General features: G+C 69.1%; 13 protein-coding genes and 1 pseudogene. 5 read left to right on the top strand and 9 right to left on the bottom strand.

The annotated features are described in order from the left end of the window. Window positions 1–1,110, top strand: a complete 1,110-nt coding sequence (locus AGI3411_RS13935) for a DUF748 domain-containing protein (RefSeq protein WP_129527956.1) — start codon at window positions 1–3, stop codon at window positions 1,108–1,110. Here AGI3411_RS13935 and AGI3411_RS13930 read toward each other — a convergent pair. The 3 genes from AGI3411_RS13930 to AGI3411_RS13920 are packed head-to-tail and all read right to left on the bottom strand — an operon-like array spanning window position 1,094 to window position 4,085. Beyond that, window positions 1,094–2,131, bottom strand: a complete 1,038-nt coding sequence (locus AGI3411_RS13930) for a lysylphosphatidylglycerol synthase domain-containing protein (protein ID WP_129527955.1) — start codon at window positions 2,129–2,131, stop codon at window positions 1,094–1,096. The genes AGI3411_RS13935 and AGI3411_RS13930 overlap by 17 nt on opposite strands. After that, window positions 2,128–3,321 (bottom strand): cardiolipin synthase ClsB, encoded by a 1,194-nt coding sequence (gene clsB, locus AGI3411_RS13925; RefSeq protein WP_129527954.1) that lies wholly within the window; start codon window positions 3,319–3,321, stop codon window positions 2,128–2,130. Before clsB ends, AGI3411_RS13930 begins: the two co-directional genes overlap by 4 nt. Continuing rightward, entirely contained in the window at window positions 3,318–4,085 is a 768-nt protein-coding gene (locus tag AGI3411_RS13920; RefSeq protein ID WP_129527953.1) for an endonuclease/exonuclease/phosphatase family protein, read from the bottom strand. Before AGI3411_RS13920 ends, clsB begins: the two co-directional genes overlap by 4 nt. A gap of 195 nt (window positions 4,086–4,280) precedes the next feature. On the opposite strand from AGI3411_RS13920, the gene AGI3411_RS13915 reads away from it, so the two are divergent. Beyond that, window positions 4,281–5,918, top strand: coding sequence for an ABC transporter ATP-binding protein (locus AGI3411_RS13915; RefSeq protein WP_129527952.1), 1,638 nt, complete (start codon window positions 4,281–4,283; stop codon window positions 5,916–5,918). 25 nt (window positions 5,919–5,943) lie between these two features. On the opposite strand, the gene AGI3411_RS13910 is transcribed toward AGI3411_RS13915, so the two are convergent. The 3 genes from AGI3411_RS13910 to AGI3411_RS13900 form a co-directional block, all read right to left on the bottom strand. Beyond that, window positions 5,944–8,088 (bottom strand): TonB-dependent receptor, encoded by a 2,145-nt coding sequence (locus AGI3411_RS13910; protein ID WP_129527951.1) that lies wholly within the window; start codon window positions 8,086–8,088, stop codon window positions 5,944–5,946. Window positions 8,089–8,176: 88 nt separating this feature from the next. Further along, window positions 8,177–8,581: a DUF2946 family protein gene (locus AGI3411_RS13905; RefSeq protein ID WP_129527950.1), complete on the bottom strand. Its 405-nt coding sequence runs from the start codon at window positions 8,579–8,581 to the stop codon at window positions 8,177–8,179. Between the two features lie 20 nt (window positions 8,582–8,601). Beyond that, a complete protein-coding gene (locus AGI3411_RS13900; RefSeq protein ID WP_129527949.1) occupies window positions 8,602–9,315 on the bottom strand; it encodes an MgtC/SapB family protein in 714 nt (237 codons plus the stop codon). A gap of 833 nt (window positions 9,316–10,148) precedes the next feature. On the opposite strand from AGI3411_RS13900, the gene AGI3411_RS13895 reads away from it, so the two are divergent. Both AGI3411_RS13895 and AGI3411_RS30380 read left to right on the top strand, forming a co-directional pair. Then, window positions 10,149–11,726, top strand: a complete 1,578-nt coding sequence (locus AGI3411_RS13895; protein WP_129527948.1) for a TerC family protein — start codon at window positions 10,149–10,151, stop codon at window positions 11,724–11,726. A 15-nt stretch (window positions 11,727–11,741) separates the two neighbouring features. Continuing rightward, a pseudogene (locus tag AGI3411_RS30380) lies at window positions 11,742–12,242 on the top strand (spermidine synthase); the annotation flags it as partial. A gap of 157 nt (window positions 12,243–12,399) precedes the next feature. On the opposite strand, the gene AGI3411_RS13885 reads toward AGI3411_RS30380, so the two are convergent. The 3 genes from AGI3411_RS13885 to AGI3411_RS13875 form a co-directional block, all read right to left on the bottom strand. Beyond that, a complete protein-coding gene (locus AGI3411_RS13885; protein ID WP_129527947.1) occupies window positions 12,400–12,867 on the bottom strand; it encodes a hypothetical protein in 468 nt (155 codons plus the stop codon). Between the two features lie 203 nt (window positions 12,868–13,070). Then, on the bottom strand, window positions 13,071–13,706 hold the full coding sequence (locus AGI3411_RS13880) for an FMN-dependent NADH-azoreductase (protein WP_129527946.1): 636 nt from the start codon (window positions 13,704–13,706) through the stop codon (window positions 13,071–13,073). Further along, entirely contained in the window at window positions 13,703–14,158 is a 456-nt protein-coding gene (locus tag AGI3411_RS13875) for a GNAT family N-acetyltransferase (protein ID WP_129528043.1), read from the bottom strand. The genes AGI3411_RS13880 and AGI3411_RS13875 overlap by 4 nt, the downstream gene beginning before the upstream one ends. A gap of 65 nt (window positions 14,159–14,223) precedes the next feature. Between AGI3411_RS13875 and pdxR the strand changes: the two genes are divergently transcribed. Next, window positions 14,224–15,636 (top strand): MocR-like pyridoxine biosynthesis transcription factor PdxR, encoded by a 1,413-nt coding sequence (gene pdxR / locus AGI3411_RS13870; RefSeq protein WP_129527945.1) that lies wholly within the window; start codon window positions 14,224–14,226, stop codon window positions 15,634–15,636. The last annotated feature ends 26 nt before the right edge of the window (window positions 15,637–15,662 follow it).

Raw genomic sequence — 15,662 nt, 5'->3', positions numbered from 1 at the left:
ATGAGCATGAACGCAGTCGCGCCGAGCGGCCGGTCGCCCTGGGGCAACGCCCTGGCGGTCCTGGTGCTGCTGGCGGCGGTGGCTGGCGTCCTGGCCTTTGCCGCCGTCCGCCTTGCGGAGCAGCGCATCGCCAACATGCTGGGGCCGCGCAGCCAGGTGGCCGACGTCAGCGTGGGATTCACCCGCGTGGTGTTGACGGACGTAATCGTGGGCGGCGGGCAGGGCCAGGAGGACGCGCGCGCGCGCCGCGTCGTGCTTGAACCCGAATGGTCGGCCCTGCTGCGGCAAGAGGCCGTGTTCAAGAGCGTGGCCGTCGAAGGCTTCGACATCGAGGTGGTGCGCGAGCAAGGCGGCGAACTGAGCATCGCGCCCGCCTTGCAGACCGCATTGCGCACGGGCGGGCGTGAAGACGGCCGGCCGCGCGGCGGCACGCCCCTGCGCATCGCGAATCTGGTGCTTCGCGATGGCAGCCTGGAATTCGTGGACCGGGCCGTCTCCCATCCCGCGCACCGGATCCCGTTCACCGGCGTGCAGGCCAGTGTGCGGCCGGTTGCCTTGCCCGGCGATGGCGCGCGCAGCGATATGGAGTTCAGCGGCCGCATCGACGACGCGGGCGGCGGCCAGGCCACGGTGCGCGCGCAAGGCTGGCTGGTGGTGGGCGGCACGGATGCGGACATCAAGGTCACGGTGCGGGGCATGGGCATCCGGCATGCGGCGCCGTACCTGGCCGAGAATGGCGCGGGATCGCTCGCCGCGGGCGCGATGGACCTGGACATGGACACCGCCATTGCCGACCGCGAACTCCGGGCGTCCGGCACCGTGGCCTTGCGCGGCCTCAAGTTCGGCGGAGAAGGCTCGCTGTTTTCGCTGCCGCGCAAGGCGGTGCTGGCGGCCCTGAAGGACAACACAGGCGTGCTGCGGTTCGATTTCGCGCTGTCCGGCAATCTCGACAACCCGAAATTCTCGGTGACCCGGGGCTTTTCCGCCCAGGTGGCGCAGGGCTTCGCGCATGCGATCGGTGTGGGCGCGGAGGGTGCGGCCGAGGGCGTGACAGGCGCGGTGAAAGAGCTGGGAAACGCTTTGTCGGACCTGCTCAGTCCAACGCCCTGAACGAGGCATTGTTCCGATTTTCCGGATCGTCCGGCTTGACGGGAGCAGCGCGAGCCCGCGCCGGGCGCCGTGTGTGCCGCAGGCGGAACTCGACCAGCAGAAACGCCGACAGCGCCAGGCAGAGGGGCGCGAAGGCATAGAGCGCGCGGTAGACGAGCGCGGCGCCCAGTACTTCGGGAGCCGGGATCTGCGGCGCCAGCGCCGCGACGAAGATGGCCTCGGTGGTGCCCAGGCCGCCGGGCACGCGGATGACGACCGCAGCGAAACTGGTGCACAGCAAGACGCCCAGTACGGTGGGGTAGCTCGCCTTGCCCTGAAGCAGCACATAGACGATGGCGCCCATCAGCGCCCAGGAGGTTGCCGCCACGGCGCTTTGCGCGATGGCCATGCGGGCGCTGGGAAGGGCCGCGTGCTGGCCCATCCACGTCCAGGTCCGGCGGCGCGCCAATGCGCAGAAGGCAAGATAGGCCGCGGCCAGCCCCAGCAGCGCCGCCCCGGCCAGGCGCAGCACGCCCGAGCCCACGCCCCAGCTTTCCGGCACGGGCACGGCGCCCGAGGCGAACAACGCTCCCGCGAGCCAGCCGTAGCCGATCCAGTTCGATGCGGCCGAAAACAGCGCGACCCGGGTCGCGACCGATTTGCGGCAGCCCAGGCGGGCGTACAGGCGCAGGCGCGCGCCCAGGCCGCCGAGCAGCACCCCAAGATTCAGATTCAAGGCGTAGCTCGTCATGGCCACGCCCAGCACCTTGGGCCAGGGCAGCGTATGGCGCGCATAGCGTTTACCGAGCAGGTCCATGGCGCCATAGGCCAGGTATCCGGCAACGACCAGGCCGGCGGCCAGCGCGATGGTGGAAGCCGGAATCGCGCGCATGGAGATCCACACCTGCGGCCAGTCGACGGCGCGGCCGAAGTGGATCAGCAGCCCCGCCACCACGATCAGCACCAGCGCGGGCAAGACGCGTTTGAGCCGGGGCCAGCGATGCCGCAAAGTCCGCATCAGCGTGGATCGGAATACTCTCATACCGTCTCCCTTTCTCCCGTGGGCGGCAAGGACCTCAGGCGGGGTTTGTGGGCGGGCAGGCTGCCGGCCCACGCCGGAAAGCGGCGCAGGAAGTGAAACACGACGACGCCGATCCAGAGGCGCCGCAGTCGCCGATTCGAGTCGGCCGGCAGTTCGATCCGCTGGCAATCCTGTTCGATGAGCCGGTCCAGGCTCTGGCGCAGCGCGGCATTGAGCCCCGTATCGCGGGCGACGACGTTCGCTTCCAGGTTCAGCGCCAGGCTCAAGGGGTCCAGATTGCTGGAGCCCACCGTCGCCCAATCGTCGTCCGCGCAGGCGACCTTGCCATGCAGGGGCCGTTTGCAGTATTCGTAGATCTCGACGCCGGCGTCGATGAGATAGTCGTACAGCGTGGTCGCCGCCAGCCGGGCGACCAGCACGTCGGGTTCCCCCTGCAGCAACAGCCTGACCCGCACGCCGCGCCGCGCCGCGTTGGCGAGATCATGCAACAGCTGGTAGCCGGGGAAGAAGTAGGCGTTGGCGATCAGCACGTCGTGGCGGGCGGCCCGCACGCCAGCCCGGTAATAGCGCTCGATATCGGTCCGGTGCTCCTGGTTGTCGCGCACGACCAGGCGGCCGCCGCCGTCGCCCGCGGGCATGGGGTCCCAACGCGCGGGCCGCCGGCCCAGGCGCCTCGGGCGGCCGCCCGCCAGCGCGGCGCGGGCGTAGTCCGCGATGTCCGCGGCCAGAGGGCCTTCGATCCGGACGGCATAGTCCTGCTTGGCGTCAGGGCCGTAATCGGGCAGGTGGTCCGCCGAGAAGTTGATGCCGCCCACGAAGGCGCAGCGGCGGTCCACGGCGACGATCTTGCGGTGCATGCGGCGGAATACATTGGTCCGCACGCCCAGGAACCGCGGGCGCGGATCGAATATATGCACGCGGATGCCGCTTTCGGTCATGGCGCCGACGAAGGCCTCGCCGAGTTCGTCGGAACCATAGCCGTCCACGGTCAGGTCCACGCTTACGCCCCGGCACGCGGCCTCGATCAACGCGCGCTGGATCTCCTGTCCCACGCTATCGTCGAACAGGATGAAGGTCTCGACCAGCACTTCGCTGCGCGCATTGGCGATGGCTTCCAGCACGGCGGGGAAGTAGCCGGTGCCGTTCTCCAGCAGCGCATACCGGTTGTGTTCGCGCCAGGGCAGGTTCATAGGGCGATCTCCGCGCAGATCGGCACATGGTCGGACAGGCGCGACCAGACGCGAGAGGCCAGCGGCACCGGCTGCCAGTCGCGGACGCTGCGCACGTAGATGCGGTCGAGCCGCAGCAAGGGCCAGCGCGCCGGGAAGGTGCGGGCCGGCCGGCCCAGCCTGGAGGTAAAGACCTCGCGCGTGCCGCAGTCGCGCATCACGCGGTCGGCGCGCAGCCGCCAATCGTTGAAGTCGCCTGCGATCAGGAGCGGCTCGTCGGCCGGCACGCCATCGACCACCAGCTCGCACAGCCGGGCCAGCTGACGGCCGCGGTGCCGTTCCAGCAATCCCAGGTGCACGCAGATGGCGTGCACCGGAGCGCGCAGCGAGGGCGGCCGCAGCACACAGTGCAACAGGCCGCGGCGTTCATGGCCGTTCACGCTGACATCGTGGTTCTCGTAGCGTTCGATGGGGTAGCGCGACAGGATGGCGTTGCCGTGGTGGCCTGCCGGGTACACCGCGTTGCGGCCGTAGGCGTAATCCGTCCACAGCGTGTCGGCCAGGAATTCGTACTGGGACAGGGCGGGCCACGATTGATGCCGCTCGGCGTGCCCCTGGTGTTCGCCCAGGACCTCCTGCAGGAAGACGATGTCCGGTCCGGCCGCGCGCAGGGCGTCGCGCAGTTCATGCAGCATGAAGCGGCGATTGAAGCTGGTGAAGCCCTTATGGGTATTGACGGTCAGCACGGTCAGCGTGGTGGCGTCTATATAGTGCGAGGCGGGCATGGAGGCTCCGGGAAATGCGTATTCCAATGAGCGGAGCAAACCGTGTGCCCGATACGTAAACGCGCGTAACACGCGCCGGGCCGCCCCAGGCGATTTTCCGCGGGCGTCGCATAGCGCATGAGCAAATGAGAAATGGGAATTTCCAGGCCCGCGCGCGCGGGCCTATCATCCGCTGCTCTTTCCTGCGGAACGCTCATGGCCGAATTGCTGCGCATCGACGACCTTACCGTGGACCTGCCGCTCGGCGCGGACCGGCCCCACGCGCTCAACAAGCTATCGCTGTCGGTGCACGCCGGTGAAATCCTGTGCGTGGTCGGTGAAAGCGGGTCGGGCAAGTCCCTGACGGCCGGCGCCATTCTCGGGCTGCTGCCGCAAGGCGTGCGTGCCAGCGCCGGACAGGTGCTGTGGGAAGGGCAGGACCTGCTGCGGCTGCCGCCGGACGCGCTGCGGCGGCTGCGGGGCAAGCGCATCGGCATGATCTTCCAGGAGCCGATGACGGCACTGAACCCCTTGCGTACGATCGGCGACCAAATCGGCGAGGTTTTCCGCACCCATGCGCGCCTGCCGCGCGCCGAGATCCGGCGGCGCACGCTGGAACTGCTGGAATCGGTGCGCCTGCCGGACCCCGCCCAGGCGCTGGGCGCGTACCCGCACGAGCTGTCCGGCGGGCAGCGCCAGCGGGCCATGATCGCCATGGCGCTGGCGCTGGAACCGGCGCTGCTGATCGCCGACGAGCCCACCACGGCGCTGGACGTAACGACGCAGGCGCAGATCCTGCGCCTCATCCACGACCTGCAGCGCCGCAAGGGCACGGCCGTGCTGTTCATTACGCATGACTTCGGCGTGGTGGCCGAAATCGCCGATCGTGTCGCGGTGATGCAACGGGGCGAATTGGTGGAAAGCGGAACCGCGCAGCAGGTGCTCGAGCATCCGCGGCATCCCTACACGCGCGCCCTGATCGGCGCCGTGCCGCCGCTGTCCGTCGCCACGGCCAGGCCTGCGCCCGGCGCCGGCACCCCTATCATCCTGGACACGCAAGGCCTGACCAAGACCTACCGGAAGCGCGGCTGGCTGGGCCGCCCGGGCCGCGAGACCCGGGCGCTGGACGGCGTGACGCTGGCCTTGCGGCAAGGCGCCACGCTGGGCATCGTCGGGGAAAGCGGCTCGGGCAAGTCCACGCTGGCGCGCGCCTTGCTCGGCCTGGCGCCGCCCGATGCGGGCGGCATCACGCTGGCCGGGGAACCCCTGGCGTTCAAGGGCGCGGCAGCGCGGCGTGCCCATGCCAGGCGCGTGCAGATGGTGTTCCAGGATCCCTACGGCTCCTTGAATCCCCGCCAGCGCGTGGGCGACATCGTGGCGCGCGGGCCGATCGTGCATGGGACGCCGCGCGCCGAGGCGCTGGCGCGCGCGCGGGAATTGTTCGAACTCGTCGGCCTGTCGCCCGACGCCTTGCAGCGCTATCCGCATGAGTTCTCGGGCGGGCAGCGCCAGCGCATCGGCCTGGCGCGCGCGCTGGCCATGCGGCCGCAAGTATTGATCGCGGATGAGCCGGTGTCCGCGCTGGACGTCTCGGTCCAGGCGCAGGTGCTGGCCCTGTTGGCCCGTCTGCGCGAACAGCTGGGGCTGTCCATCCTGTTCATCACCCACGACCTTCGGGTGGCCGCGCAGGTCTGCGACGACGTCGCCGTCATGAAGAACGGCCGCGTGGTGGAAGCCGGGCCGTGCGCCGAGGTGTTCAACCGGCCCGCGCATCCCTATACGCAGGCCTTGCTGGCCGCCGTGCCGGGTCGCCGCTGGGATCCGGCCGCTGTCGCGCTGCGCGCAGCGGCCTGAATCCTGGGGCCGGCCCCGGCCCGCGTCAGAAGCGGTAGTTCGCGCTCAGCTCTACGCGCCGGCCTTCGCCCAGCAGCCATTGCGTCTGGTTGTAGTACGCGGTTTCCGCGTACTCGCGGTCGAACACGTTGAACGCGCGCAGGGCCAGGCTCAGATCGCGGCGGGGCTCCCACAGCAACGCAAGGTTGGTGGTGGTGTAGCCCGCCATTTCCAGCCGGTTGGCGGCATCCGCGTAGCGCTTGCCCACGTAGCGCAGGCCGGCGCTGGCCGTCCACTGGGGCGCGAACTTCCAGCTGATCCAGGCGTTGGCCACGCGTTCGGGCACGTCGGTGGGCACATTCCCGTTGCGCGACACACTGACGCCGTTGACCGATTCGCTGAAATCGTCGTAGCGCGCCCGCAGCGCCACGGCGTTGAGATCCAGCCGCCAGGCGGGCGACAGCGCCACGCCCAGGGTGGCTTCCAGGCCCCGCGAGGACTGCTCGCCGACCTGGATGCGCAGCGACGGATCGTTCGGGTCGCGCGTCACCAGATTGTTCTTGCGGATATGGTAGGCCGCCAGCGTCCATTGCCCCTTGTCGTCCCAGAACGTCTGCTTGACGCCGATTTCCACTTGCTTGCCTTCCGACAGATCGAAGTTCTTGTTGGCGGGCGATAGCAGCAGGAGGCTGCCGATAGGGTCCGCGGCCTGCGCATACTGGCCGTAGACGGACAGGGTGGGCAGCACGTCGTAGACCGTGCCGATGCGCCAGCCGACGTTGGTGAAGGTGGTGCGGAAGGCGGTTTCGTCCGCAACCAGGTCGCGCCGTTTCAGGTCGATGTGGTCGTAGCGCACGCCGCCCAGCAACGACCATGACGGCGTCAGCATCAGCCGGTCTTCCGCGAACAGCGCATACTGGGTGGCGGTATTGCGGTAACGCGGCGTCGTGCCCGCGATGTTGATAAAGCGTCCGTGGTCAACGTCATACGGGTCCACCAGCGACGTCCCGGAATAGGGCGAGTTGTTGGTGTGCTTGAGCGACGCGCGGTTCAGTTCGAAACCCACCGCCACCTTGTTCGCCAGGCCCAGCAGATGGCCGTCGAAGGTGGCGTCGGTGATGGCGCCGGCCTGTTCCTGGTCGTGGCCGATCTCGGTATAGCCGGTGCGCTGGATCATGCCGCCCGGCACCCAGGCGTAGTTCTCCACATCGCGGTAGTCGCGGTCGCTGCCGATGTAATACACGCGGCTTCGCACCAGGGCCGCCGGGTTGGGCGACCACTCCGCTTTCAACTCCGTGCGGCTGTCACGGTAGATGATTTTGCTGTCGGCCACGTTGTAGTTCTGCTTGCGCAGCGAGTAATCCATCGTGCCATCCACCAGCGGCGTGCCGAAATAGCGGGTGGGCTCCTGCCAGGCATAGGCCTGCGTCAGCGTGAAGTTCAGCGCGGGCGACACGTCCAGCCGGAGCGCGGCGGTGATGGCGGCGTCGCGCGAGCCACCCAGGCTGATGCCGGCGTCGCTGTGGTTGCCGCTGACGTCCAGCCGGTACGACCACTTATCATCCAGCGCGCCGCCGCTGCCGAAGCCGAAGCGCTGGGTATCGTGCGTGCCCACGGTCGCCTGAATCTCGTTCTCGATCGGCCCGCGGGTGGGCTTCTTCGGAATGACGTTGACCACGCCGCCGATGGCGCCTTCGCCGTACAGCACGGAGGCCGGTCCCCGCAGCACTTCGATGCGGTCCACGGCCCAGGGATCGTAGATGAAGGTCTGGCCGACGCCGCCGTACTGGCGCACCCCGTCGTAGAGCTGGGCGACCGAGTTGGAATCGGTGAAGCCGCGCGAAGACAGCGACGAGCCGCCGTTGCCCGGGTGGCGCATGGCGCTGATCCCGGCGGCCTGGGTGATCGCGTCGGTGACGGTGACGGCGCCGCGCTCGCGCAGCTGTTCATTGCTGATGATGTCGATGCTGGCCGGCGTTTCGAAGGGCGTCAACCCCAGCAGCGTGCCGGTACCGGTCGATTCCAGCAGCGTAAGGGGATCGGCGTCGCCGGAAACGGAGATGCTGGGCAGCGTGGCGACGGGCGCGTTCTGGGCGTGCGCGGGAGCCAGCGCGGGCATGAAGGCGAGCGCGGTCCAGACGGCCGCGCGGCGCTTCAGGACGCGTTGCGTCCTGGCGAAGGTAGAAGACATGGTTGCTCTCGGTAAGCCAAGGATTGCCGCCAGGGAAGGCGGCGGTGATCCAGGGCCCGCACGCGCCGCATGGCGCGCTGCACAGGCCCTAGCGCAATACCGGGAGGAAGGGCGGGGCGCGGGCCCCCAGGGGCCCGCCGAAGGCGGAAGACTGGGCCTGGGCCGGCGGCGCGCGCGGCGCCAGCGGATGGGCCATGATGGACGCGGCCGCGGCCACCAGGACCGGAGAAGGCGGCAGAGCGACCGCCGCCAGCGCCATGCCCGTGGGGCAGCTGGCGGCCTGCGCCGCGTGGCGCTCGTCCGGCGCGTCAGCCGGCTTGCCGGGGCCGGCAACCCAGATCGGGCCAGCGGCCGAGCACAGCTGTATCAACGTGCCGCCTTGCTGGGTGGCGGGCATGAAGCCTTGCGGCACCAGCGCCTTCAGCATGAACAGCACCGTGACCAGCCACAAACTGGCGGTGTTCCGGGCGTAGGGGTTCAAGGGGCGGCGCATGATCGGCGCCTATTATGCACTCACACGGCGCGTGCCGCCCAGAACGCCGTGCGTACGGCGGGCGAGGCGGCGATGCTGGCGACCACTCGGTCCAGGTCAAGTTCGTCCACGGAGGCCTCGCTGAGGGCCGCCTCGATTTCCACTTCGTTCTCGCCGAACTGGTCGATCTTCAGTTCCGACAGCGGCAGCTGCTCGGACTCCAGCACGTCCTCCAGCACCATCATGGCGGCCTGGCGCTGGTCCGTATTCGTGATGAGGTGTACGACCGTGGTGACTTCCGTCGTCTGCGAATCGACCGGCTGGCGGTTGACGTAGCTGACGACCGGGCGAAGCAAGGTGTTGGCCGCAAGCACGAATGCGGTGGCCGCCACGGCCTCCAGCATCAACGACGCGCCGGCGCAGGCGCCGATCGCCGCCGACCCCCAGAGGGTGGCCGCGGTGTTCAGTCCGCGGATGCTGCCGCCTTCGCGCATGATGGCCCCCGCGCCCAGGAAACCCACCCCCGACACCACGTAGGAGATGACGCGCGATCCGCCGTCCGCGCCGCCCACCCGAAACGCCATGTCCACGAAGATCGCCGCGCCCACCGCGACCAGCACGTTGGTGCGCAGCCCGGCCGTGCGTTGCCGGAACTGGCGTTCGAATCCGACGACGGCGCCCAGGACGAAGGCGGTGAGCAGGCTGACCAGCGTATTGGCCAGCGGCAGGAACTGGATGCTTTCGAAGTTTTTCATTGTGTTCTCCTTGCCGGGGCGGGGATCAGGCGGCCAGCGCCGCGATGGAGGCGCCGGCCTTGTGTTGCCGGCACAGGCTCACAATGGTGAATTGGCAAGAAAGGAATTGCTGGGCGCGCATGATCGTCTCCTTGGTGGGGGAGCACGGGGAAGGTCCGCATGCATGCGCCGCCGGACCCGCCGGATACGCGCGCGGCAATGCCGGCGTATCGCGTCGGTAAGCGGTAAGGGAAGGGCTGGCGGCCGGGATGCCGAATGCATCGAGGCCGCGGTGCCGGGTCCTGGCTTGGGCAGGACCGGCGCGGATCAGGTCCGCGGATCCTGCGTCAAGCGGCGCTTGCAGTCGTGTTGCGACTACATCCGTCGTTGTCCACGTTGATCTCTAGGGGGTTGAAAGTGCGGCGAGTATACCGGCCATTAGGGTAAATACCAACAAAATCATGAGGTTTGCGGCGGGCCTTCATGCGGTCCCTGACTGATTTCAGGTAAGATTCAGGTTCCAGTAAGAAAGAGAGCAAGGTGGATGCGCCGCCGCAATGCTGCCCCGGCAGCCCGGGCCGTCCGCCATCTATGACCGAAGACCCCCCACCTAGGGCGGCGCCGCGACCCCGCTGGCGCCCAATACCCCATCCCCGCAAAGCCCCGGCCTGCGCCGCGTGCTTGTCCAACGATCCCCTCCTGTCCACGGCGGTCACGCCGCGCCTGGGTTGCCGCGCTCCGCCGCTCGCCGCCCCGCGGGCCGCCGCCGTTGCGCGGCCGCGCCCGCCGCATCGTTTGCCTGTGGATCCAGACGGCGTCTCGCCGCCTCCTGTCACGCTTTCCGTGGAACTTTGATGATTTTCGATTGGATGACCGACCCCACCGCCTGGCTCGGCCTGGCGACGCTGGTCGTGCTTGAAATTGTGCTGGGTATCGACAACCTGGTGTTCATCGCCATCCTGGCGGACAAGCTGCCGCCGGCGCAGCGCAACCGCGCGCGCTTGATCGGCCTGACGCTGGCAATGGTTATGCGCCTGGGCCTGCTGGCGAGCATCGCCTGGGTCGTCACGCTGACCGAACCCCTGTTCACGCTGCTGGGCGCGGAGATATCCGGCCGCGACCTGATCCTGATCCTGGGCGGCCTGTTCCTGCTCTTCAAGGGCACGATGGAACTGCATGAGCGCGTGGAGGGCAGCGCCGCCCACGACACAGGCAATAAGCCGCAGCATGCGGTGTTCTGGCAGGTAATTCTGCAGATCGTCGTGCTGGACGCCGTGTTCTCGCTGGACTCCGTGATTACCGCGGTAGGCATGGTGCAGGACCTGAGCATCATGATGATTGCGGTGGTGGTGGCGATGGCGGTCATGATGCTGGCCAGCCGGCCGCTGATGGGGTTTGTCGCGCGCCACCCCACGGTCGTGATCCTGTGCCTGGGCCTGCTCTTGATGATCGGTTTCAGCCTGGTGGCCGAAGGCCTGGGGTTCCATGTGCCCAAGGGCTACCTGTATGCCGCCATCGGCTTCTCGATCCTGATCGAACTGTTCAATCAACTGGCGCGCCGCAACCGGGCCAAAGGCACGCATGCCCTGGGACGCCGGCAGCGCACGGCGCAGGCCGTGTTGCGCCTGCTGCGCGCCAAGCCCGCCGGCCAGGCGGGCGGGCAGGTGGACGAAGTCGTCGCGCTGGTCGACGGCGCGGACGACGAACCCGCGTTCGCGCCCGAGGAAAGCACCATGATCGAGCGGGTGCTGTCCATCGGCGGACGGGATGTGCGTTCCATCATGGTGCCGCGCGGCGACATCACCTGGCTGGACGTGGCGGACACGCCGCAGGCCATCGTGCGCAAATTCGGCTCCGGCCACTCGCGCCTGCCGCTGTGCGCGGGCGAGCCGGGCAACGTGCTGGGCGTGCTGCATTTCAAGGACGTGCTGCCGCTGCTGCAGAATCCGGGCCCGATCGACCTGGTGGAACTTGCGCGCGAGCCGCGCTATGTCATGGAGACGATGCCGGTGCTCAAGGTGCTGGACGCGCTGCGCGCCTCGTGCGATCACATGCTGATCGTGGTGGACGAGCACGGAGTATGCGAAGGCCTGGTCACGCCCATGGACGTGCTGACCGCGGTGGCGGGCGATCTGCCCGAGCATCAGGAAGACCATTCCGAGGCCTTGCAGCTGTCCGACGGTTCGTGGCTGCTGGACGGACGGCTGGCGGTGGGTGAAGCCGCGCGCCTGCTGGAAGCGCCCGCGCTGGCCGACGACTACCCGGACGCCACCCTGGCTGGCTGCCTGTTGCGCGCAGGCGGCCGGATCCCCGAAACGGGCGATGCGATTGCGTGGCGGGACTGGCGCTTCGAAGTGACCCGCCGCGAGGGTTTGCGTATTGACCAGGTCCGCGCCAGCCCGATCGAGCAAGGGGCCGTCCAGGCAGGCTGACCGCGGCCCCCTCGGCGTCGCTTCCCCGCGGAAATGCTGCCGGCCGTGCTGCGCGCCGCCCCGCGGTTCCAGGCCGCGACGGACCCCGGGCTGGACAAGCGCCTGCGCGACGGCCGGCGCGAACTCCAGGCCAGCGCCGAACGCTGGGACCTGATCACGCTGGAGCCGCCGCCGCCATCCGCCGCGGGCGTGGTCAACCTGTATTCCCGCGACTTCTACCGCCTGGCCGCGAACCGGCTGGCGCCGCAGGGCAGCGTGGCGCAGTGGCTGCCGCTGCCCACCCAGAACGAAGAGGACACGCGCGCGCTGGTAGCGAGTTTTATCGACGTCTTTCCCCATGCGCAGTTGTGGACCAGCGAGCTCCACGAAATGCTGCTGGTCGGATCTCTGCAGCCCCTGGAGCTCGACGCCGCGCGCATCCAGGCGCGCTACGGCCAGCCGGATACCGCCGCGGCGCTCAAGGCCGCGGGCATTCCGTCGGCGGGGGCCTTGCTTGCGACCTGGGTAACCCTGCGGACCGAGCCGCCAGTGCGAGGCGCGGCGGATGGCCTGCGCGCCGATATCGAACTGGAACGCGCGCGACGACGGCGGCAATGCGTATTACCGGTGGTTCATGCCCGGCAGCGGCCGCTAGAGGCCGTGCAATGCCATGCAGCGCGGCAGGCTCGCGGCCTTAGCTGCATATCCGCCGCCACGGCGCGATGCCGCTGGGCGGGCAGTATCCCGCGCATGGCGTCGCGATGGACGTGCCGCTGCGGCAGCGCAGTTCCGGCGCCTTGTCGCCATAAGGCACTGAGCCCTGGCAATCGCAGAGCGCGAGGCCGCTGCCGGACGGCAGCTTGTCGGCCGCCTCGGCCTGCTGGGTCTTTGCCGGGCGTTGCGCGGGGATGGTCCGTTGCGCTCGCTCGGCCTGAGCCGGGGCAGCGGCCGGCGGCGCGTCGTCCTCGGCTTGCGCTTCGATCACGCCGCGCACCTTGGCGGCGGGCATGCCGCAGGCCTTGGCGATGGTTTTCGCCGAACGCCCGTCCTTGGCCATGGCCATTATTTTCTTGTCGTTGCAAGCGGCGTCGGCGCGCGGCGCAGCCAAGGCATACAGCGCCAGGGCGGCGGCAACGAAAAGGCCCGGTCGATGCAAGGTCATGGCACGCTCCCGCACGAAAGTCGGAATGACGGAATAGGCCGCAATCCAGAGCAGGAAGGCGTTCCGCAAAAAAGCGTAGTGCCCGCCATTCGGCAGTGTCAATGCGCCCCGATTAAATCCAGCAAACGGCCGGATCCGCTTGCACGAAGGGGGTATCCATAGGGATGAGGCCGGCCTGGTGAGCGCGCAATGGCCTGCCCGTACTACGCCGCGATCGCGCGTGCGCCGAACGCGTGCGCCGCGATGTCGGCCTCGGCCTTCGCGCGCGCCGCTGCGAGCGCGGCGGGGCCGCGCGCAGTGCCCTCGACCGAGAAGAATGTCACGTCCGCAAGGCCGATCGTGCCCAGCACGTGCCTGAGATACGGCGTCAGGAAGTCGGGCTGGCGCTGCGCGCCGTCGCCCGAGAACTCTCCGCCCGACGAGATCGCGACATATACCGGACGGTCGGCGAGGTTGCCGATCTTGCCTTCGGGCGTGATGCGGAAGGTATGGCGCACCCGCACGACGTGATCGATCCAGGCCTTCAAGGAAGAAGGCACGGTGAAGTTGTGCATCGGCGTGGCGATGACAAGGTGGCGGGCGTCTTGCAGGGACTGGATCAGGCCCGCCGACTGGGCCAGCGCGCCGCGGCCGAGCGTTGCGGCCGCCGGGTCCAGCGGCGAGCTCAAGGCGGCGGCGTAGTCCGGGTCGACGTGGAGCAGGGCGTTGGCGTCGATGTCCATCACGGCCGGCGGCCTTCCTGGCGCCGCGCCGGCGATCCGGTCGACGATGCATTGCGACAGGCGATAGCTTTCGGAGGCGCGGCCGCGCGGGCTGCAAACGATGCGTAGGATGCTCATGCTGCGGATGTTCCCAGTTGCTTGCTGAATCGAATGGCGCGGGTCAACAGACCTTGCCGGAAATAAAAGCGCTGCGCCAGGGCGTTGCCCAGGCCGGTGTCCAGCACCAGCTGGGTGCAGCCGGCGCCGCGCGCGAGATCCTCCAGGGCCTCCAGCAGCCGCGCGCCCCAGCGTTCGCCCCGGCGGGCAGGAGACACCACCAGATCGTCCACGTAGAGAAAGCGGCCGTAGATCAGGTTTTCCTGGAACCGGTAGCCGGCCAGCGCCACGGCCTGGCCCTCGTGCATGGCGGCCAGCACGCGATAGCGTTCATGCCGCATGCGGCCGATGCGTTCGACGAAATCGGCGTCGTCCGTCAGGTGGGGCCGCAGTTCCCGCATCAGCGGCAGGCAGGCGCGCAGCGCTTCCGGTGTTTCGAGATGGCGCAGGGGGGTGTCGTTGTCGTGTGTCATGGAAGCCATGGTAGGCAACGCATGCCATAATTTGAAGGGCCATAAAATGAATTTTTGACTATGCCATGATCCAAGCGATTGCCGAGATCCCGCCGGCCGGCGGCGCCGACCCCTTGTACCGCCAGGTCTATGAGCGATTCCGCGGCGCCATCGCCCACGGCACCCTCAAGCCGGGCGACCGCATTCCGTCCGCGCGGGCGCTGGCCAAGGAACTGGGCGTGGCGCGGGGCACGGTCGAAGTCGCGTATTCGCTGCTCGCCTCCGAGGGCTATATCCAGGCGCGCGGGCAGGCCGGCACGGTGGTGTCGCCCGACCTGCAGCCGCAGGCTGCCGCGCCGGCCGCGCAGCCGTCCACCGCGCCCGTGCGCGACGAACTCGCCTGGCCGCGCTCGTCGGGCATCCTGCCTTTCCAGATGGGGCTGCCCGCCCTGGACGCGTTTCCGCGCAAGCTCTGGGCTCGGCTCGGGGCCAGGCAATTGCGGGGATTGCAGGCGCCGGCGCTTACCTATCCGCCCAGCGGCGGGCTGCCGGCCTTGCGCAGCGCGACGGCGGCCTACCTGCAAGTGGCGCGCGGCATTCATTGCCAGCCTTCGCAGGTGTTCATCACATCGGGCTACAACCACACCATGCGGCTGGTCCTGCAGGCCCTGTTCCAGCCGGGCGACCAGGTGTGGATGGAAGATCCAGGCTATCCGCCGACGCGGTTCCTGCTGGAACAGGCGCGCCTGCGGCCGGCGCCCGTGCCCGTGGATTCCGACGGCCTTGTCGTGGGCGCAGGCATCGAACGGGCGCCGCGGGCCCGCGGGGCGGTCGTGACGCCCGCCCATCAAAGCCCGCTGTGTATGTCCTTGTCGCTGCCGCGGCGGCAGGCGCTGCTGGATTGGGCGGAACGCAACGGGAGCTGGATCGTGGAGGACGATTACGACGGCGAGTACCGCTACGTCAGCCGTCCTTTGCCCGCCTTGAAGAGCCTGGATACGCAAGGGCGCGTGCTGTACGCGGGAACGTTCAGCAAGGTGCTGTTTCCTGGCCTGCGGCTGGCCTATCTGGTGGTGCCCGAGGCCCAGGCCGCGCGCTTCGAGCAGATCTGCTGGCTGACTGGCGGCGCGCCGGGCCTGACGCAGGCGATCCTGGGCGCGTTCATGGCCGAGGGGCATTTCGGCCGCCATATCCAGCGCATGCGCAGGCTCTACGCGGAGCGGCACGACGCCGCCGCCGCGGGCCTGGCGGCCGCGCTCGGGACGCGCATGCGGATCGAGCCGCAACCGGGCGGCATGCACCTGGTGGCGCGGCTGGAAGAGCCCCTGGCCGACCGGCGCCTGGCGTCGCGGATGCTGGAGCAGGGGCTGTTCGGGGAAGCGCTGTCGCGCTGGTACGCGGAGCCGGACGGGCAATCGGCGCTGCTGCTCAGCTTCACCAATATCGTATCCGAGGCGCAGGCCCGCGAACTGGGCCTGCGCATCCGGGCCTTGATGTAGCGCCGCCGGCCGGCGCGCGGGGCGCG

Origin of the sequence: Achromobacter agilis (assembly GCF_900496965.1) — a bacterium.
Taxonomy (GTDB): Bacteria; Pseudomonadota; Gammaproteobacteria; order Burkholderiales; family Burkholderiaceae_B; genus Achromobacter; species Achromobacter agilis.
This window is presented reverse-complemented; position numbering and strand designations above follow the sequence as displayed.

Bases quoted from the DNA above. Each gene is read 5' to 3' on its own strand.
- AGI3411_RS13935 (WP_129527956.1), top strand. From the start codon at position 1: ATGAGCATGAACGCAGTCGCGCCGAGCGGCCGGTCGCCCTGGGGCAAC.
- clsB (WP_129527954.1), bottom strand. From the start codon at position 3,321: ATGAACCTGCCCTGGCGCGAACACAACCGGTATGCGCTGCTGGAGAAC.
- AGI3411_RS13875 (WP_129528043.1), bottom strand. From the start codon at position 14,158: ATGACACACGACAACGACACCCCCCTGCGCCATCTCGAAACACCGGAA.
- AGI3411_RS13880 (WP_129527946.1), bottom strand. From the start codon at position 13,706: ATGAGCATCCTACGCATCGTTTGCAGCCCGCGCGGCCGCGCCTCCGAA.
- pdxR (WP_129527945.1), top strand. From the start codon at position 14,224: ATGATCCAAGCGATTGCCGAGATCCCGCCGGCCGGCGGCGCCGACCCC.
- AGI3411_RS13920 (WP_129527953.1), bottom strand. From the start codon at position 4,085: ATGCCCGCCTCGCACTATATAGACGCCACCACGCTGACCGTGCTGACC.
- AGI3411_RS13905 (WP_129527950.1), bottom strand. From the start codon at position 8,581: ATGCGCCGCCCCTTGAACCCCTACGCCCGGAACACCGCCAGTTTGTGG.
- AGI3411_RS13900 (WP_129527949.1), bottom strand. From the start codon at position 9,315: ATGAAAAACTTCGAAAGCATCCAGTTCCTGCCGCTGGCCAATACGCTG.
- AGI3411_RS13910 (WP_129527951.1), bottom strand. From the start codon at position 8,088: ATGTCTTCTACCTTCGCCAGGACGCAACGCGTCCTGAAGCGCCGCGCG.
- AGI3411_RS13930 (WP_129527955.1), bottom strand. From the start codon at position 2,131: ATGAGAGTATTCCGATCCACGCTGATGCGGACTTTGCGGCATCGCTGG.
- AGI3411_RS13915 (WP_129527952.1), top strand. From the start codon at position 4,281: ATGGCCGAATTGCTGCGCATCGACGACCTTACCGTGGACCTGCCGCTC.
- AGI3411_RS13895 (WP_129527948.1), top strand. From the start codon at position 10,149: ATGATTTTCGATTGGATGACCGACCCCACCGCCTGGCTCGGCCTGGCG.
- AGI3411_RS13885 (WP_129527947.1), bottom strand. From the start codon at position 12,867: ATGACCTTGCATCGACCGGGCCTTTTCGTTGCCGCCGCCCTGGCGCTG.